This is a genomic window from Pseudooctadecabacter jejudonensis, from assembly GCF_900172275.1.
GTDB lineage: Bacteria > Pseudomonadota > Alphaproteobacteria > Rhodobacterales > Rhodobacteraceae > Octadecabacter > Octadecabacter jejudonensis.
In genome coordinates this window covers 126780-134421 of record NZ_FWFT01000007.1, presented here as the reverse complement: position 1 = coordinate 134421, position 7642 = coordinate 126780, and the positions used below count along the sequence as shown (strand labels likewise).

General features: G+C 55.5%; 5 protein-coding genes. 2 read left to right on the top strand and 3 right to left on the bottom strand.

Annotated features, from left to right (window positions below; translation table 11 throughout):
• Both PSJ8397_RS16570 and PSJ8397_RS16565 read left to right on the top strand, forming a co-directional pair.
• The coding region (locus PSJ8397_RS16570) for an FAD-binding oxidoreductase (protein ID WP_235000815.1) at positions 1-1279 on the top strand (1279 nt) is incomplete at its 5' end.
• Between the two features lie 9 nt (positions 1280-1288).
• Complete coding sequence (locus tag PSJ8397_RS16565; RefSeq protein WP_085865759.1) at positions 1289-2725, top strand: dihydrolipoyl dehydrogenase; 1437 nt, start codon at positions 1289-1291, stop codon at positions 2723-2725.
• Positions 2726-3123: 398 nt separating this feature from the next.
• Here PSJ8397_RS16565 and PSJ8397_RS16560 read toward each other — a convergent pair whose 3' ends face one another.
• From PSJ8397_RS16560 to PSJ8397_RS16550, 3 genes are all read right to left on the bottom strand, one after another.
• On the bottom strand, positions 3124-4026 hold the full coding sequence (locus tag PSJ8397_RS16560) for a helix-turn-helix domain-containing protein (protein ID WP_085865758.1): 903 nt from the start codon (positions 4024-4026) through the stop codon (positions 3124-3126).
• A 292-nt stretch (positions 4027-4318) separates the two neighbouring features.
• Positions 4319-4927: a rhodanese-like domain-containing protein gene (locus PSJ8397_RS16555; protein WP_143515521.1), complete on the bottom strand. Its 609-nt coding sequence runs from the start codon at positions 4925-4927 to the stop codon at positions 4319-4321.
• Between the two features lie 384 nt (positions 4928-5311).
• Positions 5312-7531: a glycoside hydrolase family 9 protein gene (locus tag PSJ8397_RS16550; protein WP_159453168.1), complete on the bottom strand. Its 2220-nt coding sequence runs from the start codon at positions 7529-7531 to the stop codon at positions 5312-5314.
• Between the last annotated feature and the right edge of the window lie 111 nt (positions 7532-7642).

Sequence of the window (7642 nt, the reverse complement as noted above, 5' to 3'; positions counted from 1 at the left end):
TGTTCGCCAAACCTTCGGAAACTGTCCGAAATACATTCATGAACGTGCCTGGAGGCGTGTGCCCAATCCGGTGGATGTTGATGCCCGGATCAGTGACGCGCTGTCTGACGCACAAATTTTACGAATTAAGGCGGCGGATACGATGTTTATCGGCTCTGGTCACCGCGGCCATCCCGGTGCCCCCTCCAGTGGCTACGACGCCAGTCACCGTGGTGGCGCGCCCGGCTTCGTCCGTGTCGTCAGCGCCACTCATCTCCAGATACCGGACTATCCGGGGAACAACTTTTTTAACACCATCGGCAATCTAATGTCAGATCCGCGGGTCGGACTTCTTTTTGTGGATTTCGAAACCGGCGGGCTGTTGCACATCACCGGCCGCGCAGACATCGACTGGACCCCGGGCAACAGTCATGGTCCGAACGCAGCCCGCGTTATCACTGTCGAGATTGACCAGATTATTGAACGCCCAGGTGCTGTCAGCCTGCGGTGGAGCACGCAAGATCACCTCAAACAATCCCTGCGCGTGATCAAACGGGAGCAAGAAAGCGCAACGATCACATCTTTCAGTCTTGCGGCCCCTGATGGCCGTCCGCTTGATGCATTCAAAGCGGGGCAGCATTTGCCCATTGAGGTCGACATCCCCGGGCAGGCGGGGCCCCTCAATCGCAGTTATTCCTTGTCAGGCAGCCCAAATGACCTGTCCCACTACCGTGTGAGTATCAAGCGTGAAGATAAGGGTTTGGTCTCACGTTTTTTTCACGACAAGGTGCATATTGGCAGCACGATCAAAGCCAGTCCCCCTACAGGCGATTTCACGATCCCCTGCAGCACGTGCCCCCTTTTTCTGATCAGTGCGGGCGTCGGGATGACCCCTATGGTCGCTGCCATGCTGGCCAATGCGACGGAAACAAACCGCGAGGTCTGGTATATTCACGGTGCGCGCAATGGCAGCACCCATGCTTTTCAGTCCGAAGTTGACGCTCTCGTCGCTCAAAATCCGCAATTGCACAAATACATCTGCTACAGCCAGCCTGAGTCTACAGACGTAGAGGGGCGGGATTATGACGCGCGCGGTCACGTCACAGCCCAAAAAGTCATCAGTTTGAACCCAAGCCCAAACGCCCACTTCATGCTGTGCGGCCCTGCAGACTTCCTGGCGGAGATGCGCGGTGGCTTGGAGATGGCGGGTGTGCCAGAGGGCAAAATCCACCTTGAAACATTTGGCACAAAACAGGTGATCCGGCTTGGGGAAAGACATGATTTCCAGACACTTACCTGAGAGGACGATATGACAACGCTTAGAACAAAGGTTGCGATCATTGGCGCAGGAAGCGCGGGCATGCGCGCCTATCGTGAAGTCACAAAGACGACCGACGACGTCCTTTTGATCGAAGACGGCCCCTACGGCACGACCTGTGCGCGGGTTGGGTGCATGCCCTCCAAGTTGCTTATCGCGGCGGCAGAGGCTGCCCATGCCGGACAGCACACGCAGGCCATGGGTGTCACGTATGATGCCCCAACCATCGACGGAGCAGCGGTTATGGATCGCGTGCGTCGTGAAAGGGACCGCTTTGTTGGTTTCGTAGAAGACACTGTGGAAGACTGGCCAGAGCATCAACGGATCCGTGCGCGTGCCACGTTTGAAGCCGACAACAGGCTTGCGCTAAGTGACGGGCGAACCGTTGAGGCAGAGGCCATCATCATCGCCACAGGGTCGCGACCAAACATCTTGCCGTTTTTTGAAAATTTTGGTGATCGCCTGATCGTCAATGATGACGTTTTTTCTTGGGACGATCTGCCTGGATCGGTCGCCGTCTTTGGTGCGGGCGTGATCGGGTTGGAGTTGGGACAGGCTTTGCACCGGCTTGGTGTGAAGGTCAGTCTGTTTGGCCGGGACAATCTTGTGGGGCCACTCTCGGATCCAGAGGTCTTGGCCCGGGCTAACGCCCTGTTCGCGGATGAGTTCGACTTTCACCCCCATGCGGATGTGCAAAACCACCGCCGGACCCAGACCGGGGTGGCACTGGACCTCGTGACAAAGTCAGGGATGCAAACACTTGAGTACGACTTTGCGCTGATCGCTACGGGCAGGCGGCCGAATGTGGACACCTTGGGCCTTGAGACCACTAGCCTTGAAATGGACGCGCGTGGGGTGCCTTTGTTCGACGTCCAAACCGGTCAATGCGGCACGGCGCCGATCTTTATCGCAGGCGATGCCAACAACATCATTCCTTTGTTACATGAGGCCGCCGACGAAGGCATGTGCGCAGGGTACAACGCTGCGCATTATCCTGACATCCGCCGTTTCGTGAAAAGTGCGCCGATCTCGGTCGTGTTCAGTGATCCGCAAATCATGATGGTGGGGGAAACACACCGCGCCTTGACCGAACGGCATGCCGATTTCGTAGTTGGCGAAGTCGATTGGTCCGATCAGGGTCGGGCGCGGGTGATGGGCGTAAACAAAGGACTTTTGCGCGTCTATGGTGACCGGATCACGGGCAGTTTTCTCGGAGCAGAGATGATTGGGCCGCGTGCGGAACACCTGGCGCACTTGCTGGCCTGGTCCTTACAGTCGCACCTGACCGTCGGCGAAATGCTGGATCGTCCCTTTTATCATCCCGTGATCGAGGAAGGTTTACGCACCGCGCTGCGCATCCTAAACGCGAATATGCAGATGGGGGCTATGCCACCGTCGCGGTGCATTGATTGTGGACCGGGGGCGTAACCATCACTGATGCGTCCCACGAAGAACCACCAAGACATTGGTTCTTTTGAACCGTTGGTGCTTCCCAGCCACGAGATTTTAAGTGGGGGTCGGCGCTTGACCCATTCCTGTTTTCCTATGACGCGGTTCTACGTCGACAGCTTTTTTCAGAATCTTGCGCTTCTTTTTTCAGAAAATTGTTGAGAGCCTCAAGATGTCAGGATGTGGCCGCATGTTGACGTGCTTGCCTTTCATCAGGCCAAAGCAACGAACTTCTGTCAGTGTGTTCGCAAAAAGGTCTTTTCCTAGCGTCGGGAAGGGCCCCGTCTAGGCTGTGGCCTTCATTCAAACGCTGCTGTGAGGGTGTATGTTTGGCCGCTCGTATTCTGAGCGCTCGGTGGATTTCCTCAGACAGGTCGTCAAGACTTGATCGACTTGCGGTACTTTCCAGGTGAGGCTCCAAAGTGCTGCTGAAACGACGCATTCATATGACTTTGAGAGGAAAATCCTGCTTCGTATGCGACTTGAGCGAGGGGCAGCGTTGAGGTTTCCAACAGATCTCTCACTCGCTCAAGCCGGTGTTGTATCACATACTGATGAGGCGGAAGCCCTGTCGTATGTTTGAATACTTTCGAGAAATGAAATGCACTGATGTTGGCTATATCTGCAAGTTCCTGCACACTGATTTTGGTGTCACACTTTGCATCAATAAATTCATTGATATGCGAGAGCACCCGATCTGGCAAAACATGAGTTGGGCCAGCAGACTCGCCCGTTTTCTGCATTCGGCTATAAACATCACTGAGAATAAGGGTGATCAAACTTTCAAGCCGCAAACGCCCCCCGTGTCCTCCCGACTGCAAAAAAGAATTGATGATTTGCGTATAGGCTGACGCGTTCGGCAGTCCACTGGTCGCAGTCAACGGTTCGTCCAATTTTGCGGCGCTTGGCAGCGATGCTTCCATGTCCAGACGAAATTGCTTGTCAAACGTGACGAAAAGGCTCTGCCCTGTCTCATTGGCGATGCTGTGTGACCGTGTATCTTGCAATGAGAAGGTGAAATCGTTTTTTAGAAATGTGACCTTCCGATCTTTTTGACCGCCATACCCCCCCAGAACCGAATAAGGGGACGACACCAACATGAATGTGTCATGTTTGGTCACACCGTCAAATTCAGTTCCTGCCTTCCGTGTCAGGGTCCCGACAGCAAGATTGCCCTCGGTCCAAGACTGGCTATGTGACGACGAAAGGACCAAATCCTTATTGGATTTGGTTGAGGCCGTGCCGATCTTTTGAGCCTTTCGGTCTAGCGCTATTTTCATAGCCTATATATATCAATTTACGCCATAGCTGTCTAGTTTACTTGACACTTAGGCGGTTTCAAATTGAGCTGAACCCTGAGAGAAATTTGCGTGAAATTTCATATTGTATTTCATACGGATGCGACGGCCGGATGTTGTCCACCTTGAGCGAACAATACTTTTTCCACGAAATTGCGGTGTCACGGCTTACGCATCTGAGTGTGTACGAGCCCCGTTGTTCGAATCATCGACGGGCGCAGATGCTCAATCTGGTCGCAAATGTTTGACGGACAAAAGTGTCGTCTGGACAAGGTCAGTTCAGCAGTCTCGTCCAAGCTGAGCCTGGTAGGTTTTCTTCTCCGCCCCAGGGAAGCCCTGCCAATTGCCATGCATTTTTTGTGTTAGGTCCATCTGGGTATTCCGATTCCTCGCCCGGATAGCCGTCAACGATATGCCATACGTTTGTATATCCTTCGGCAACCAATTTATTGACCATGAGTGCGGACCGGCGTCCATTGCCGCATGTCACGATAATGACGTCATCTTTGTTGGTGCCAAAGTCAGCTGCAATATTTGACCACGTGTCCATGACATCGGGATTTGGAACGAGGGAATATTCCGCGCGGCTTTCCAGGTAAACATTGCTGTGGATATTGATTGGCACGATTGCATCAATACCGACAGGGTGTCCCATCATGCTGACTTCCATGGGATCCCGTGTATCTATAAACAGTGTCTCTGGATGTGCTTGTAAAAATGCAAAGGCCTCTTGCGACGACAGATAGAGGCCAAGTTCTGTTGATTTTTCAGGCGCAACACCCGTAGCATAGGCCGTCATTTCGGGCTGTGGGGGCCCAATAGGAAGTATGGTAACCCCCAATAAGAGCGACACAGCAAGGATGTGAGATTTCCAATCGAACATGCTGTCCCCCTTGACCAATGTTACAAACTACCCCTCCATTGGTATGGATACGCGCAGACAAATAATTCCACTTTCCGGCGGTTATTTTTCAAAATATTGCGGTCAGCCTCAATTTGTCGTGCGGGCGATTCTTGAACCGCGCGAAAGCGGGAGTCCCACGTGGCGGTATGACAAGACCCGCAAACGCCGTCATGTGATCGATATTCACACCTATGGCGGCTGCCCAACCGGTCCACACGGATCAATCGTGCGGTGTTAAACACCATGAAGGCGTGGAAACGGCTGGGGCAGTGATGTACCCTCGGCGTTTGATGCCGCTTTTGACCGCCCTGCACATTTTGTTTGGGCGGGGCGGTTTTCTGTCGTTTGGCCTTGGCGTCCCCGCTATGGGGCCGCCACGAGCAGGCTAGCATAAAGCGACCACGCCGCCTGCCAGTTGATTGCCACTTCGTTGGTGGCATAGCTGTCTTTATGATCCACAAACATGCGCAGGGGGGGCTGGCCCAGAATTGCGCCGCTTGTGGGATCGCCGGCCAGATCAATCGAATTGGCCCCGCCCGAGATGAAACCGGGCGGCAGGTCAAACGCCCCGGACACATGGGGCCGCAGATGCGGATTGCGCACGCCCACGTCGTTCGTCACGTAGGTTTGACCCAACGGGTTGCGCCCATGAAAGTAGGGCAAAAGCACCTGTGCGGCTTGGGTGTACTTGTCGTCCCCGTCAACCCGCGCCCACATCGCCCAGTGCCAGCCGGTGGTGGCCAATCCGCCATTGGATCCCCATGGGAAGCCGTCGGTGTCTTCCATCGGCAAAAGCCATTGGGACCGCTGTTGCAGAACGCTCCATTTATGGGCGGCGGACCGCAGGGCGCCGTTGACCTGTGCGGCACCGTTTTCTGACAGCTGATCTTCGATGGACTTCAGCGCCCACATCCCCAGTAGGTCAACCTTGCCCCAATAGGTGTCGTTGTCAGAGGCATAGAGGACGGCGCGACGTGTCTCAAGGTCCGCCTCAACAGCTGCGATCGCCTCGGGCGTTTGTTGCAGGGCGGCCCACGCGGCGCGGGCGAAGAACCTTTCGTCCGTGTCATCGTCGTCGGTGTAGGGGCCGCCATATTGTGCGCCATCGTAGGTCGTCTCGATCATTACCAGATTGGGGTTCGCATCGAGCCAGGCAAGCGCACGGGCGGCTGCGGCCTCAAAAAGGGCAGCGCGGTCGGCGTCGTAGTGTTGCAGGATCTTTGCCCCCAGCGCCAGCGTTGCCGCATAATCTGCGGTTGCAGTGGAGGAGACTGGCATGAGGTATTTGACGGCCGTGTCTTCCTCTGGCCGCACATCAAGGCCGGGCCAATTGCGGGTCGTGACCTTATGGTTCACGCCGCCATCGGGGCTTTGCATCTTGACCAGCCAGTCAAGCTGGGCCGTGACAACATCAATCCAGTCGGGTCGATCCGTGCCGCCTGCAAGGGGGGCAATGTCATGGTTCAAAACCTCAGGCGCGTTCAGCCCCGTCAGCAACATCAAAGATGCGGCCCAAGCGCCGTTCACCGAATACTTGCCGTAATCGCCTGCATCATACCACCCCCCCGTGATGTCGCGGGTGGCGTCGCCGCCGAATATCCGCGCTGCGGTGTCTTGGGGGTGGGCGTCGGGGAAGGGTCCGGTTGGCCCGGATGTGATCCAGTAGAAGACACCCCATGCCTCATCGCGCATTTGGGTCAGGGCGCTGCGGTCAGATTGCACCGTGAACGCAACCTCCGCCGGGGCGGACCTTTCGCCGACAGCGGGAAGGGTAAGCGTATATGCGCCGGGGTCCAGATCAAACGACAGCCGCGACACAGCAGAGGCAGAGGCGGCTGACACACGGCGTGGCAATGCAACAGTGATGTCCTGGGCGCCCATCGGGCCTGTCAGGGTTAAATCGGCGGTCGTCGGCGCGTCAGGATCACCCGGTTCAAAGCCTGACCATTCCACAATGACGCTTTGGGGATGTCCGGGGGGGAACCCCAGCGAAGATGTTACAGGATTTTGCGGGAAGACACGGGTGTCATCCTCGGGCCAAGCCACAACTTTGATATCTGTCAGTGTCATGTCAAATCCTGTAGCGCCCCCGGTCATGAAGGCAAAGGTGCTGAGCCGCGTTTGTGATGTGGGAATGTCCAACGTGATGGTCTGGACGCCATAATCCTCGGGGATGATGATAAACCCTTTGCCATCCCCCGCGATGCTAAGATCGTAGGATGGTGTTCCATCGTCATTGAGGGCCGGAGTGGCCTCTTGTCCGTCGATGATCGGCTGAATCAAATGCCGCCCCCACAGGGGTTGATGCTGCGGATCGATGGCCACGTCAAAGGACAGCATTTTGCGACCGTAGGGAAGATCCTGCCCCAAGTCGATTTGCCAGAAGCTGGCGTCATTGAAGGCCCCATCGCCGGTGTCGTACATCCGCAAGCCGCCTTCAACCAACTCGGGTGTGATGCGATTCTTGGCCCATAAATCGTCTGGCAGACTTTCGATTCGCAGGGGGATTTCCAGTCTCTCTTGCGCTTGAATTGGGGCTGCAATCACCATGATTGCAGCGGCAAATCCAGAAAATAGTGTCATTTTGCAAAACATTGAAAATCTCTTGATGAACGCGGTTTCATATGCAATCGTGACCTCTGTAACCGCGTTCATCAAGTAAAATTTTGAACGCATTAGGGCTGGGAGGACCCT

Coding starts and splice junctions, on each gene's coding strand:
- PSJ8397_RS16550 (WP_159453168.1), bottom strand. CDS start 7,531: ATGACACTATTTTCTGGATTTGCCGCTGCAATCATGGTGATTGCAGCC.
- PSJ8397_RS16560 (WP_085865758.1), bottom strand. CDS start 4,026: ATGAAAATAGCGCTAGACCGAAAGGCTCAAAAGATCGGCACGGCCTCA.
- PSJ8397_RS16555 (WP_143515521.1), bottom strand. CDS start 4,927: ATGTTCGATTGGAAATCTCACATCCTTGCTGTGTCGCTCTTATTGGGG.
- PSJ8397_RS16565 (WP_085865759.1), top strand. CDS start 1,289: ATGACAACGCTTAGAACAAAGGTTGCGATCATTGGCGCAGGAAGCGCG.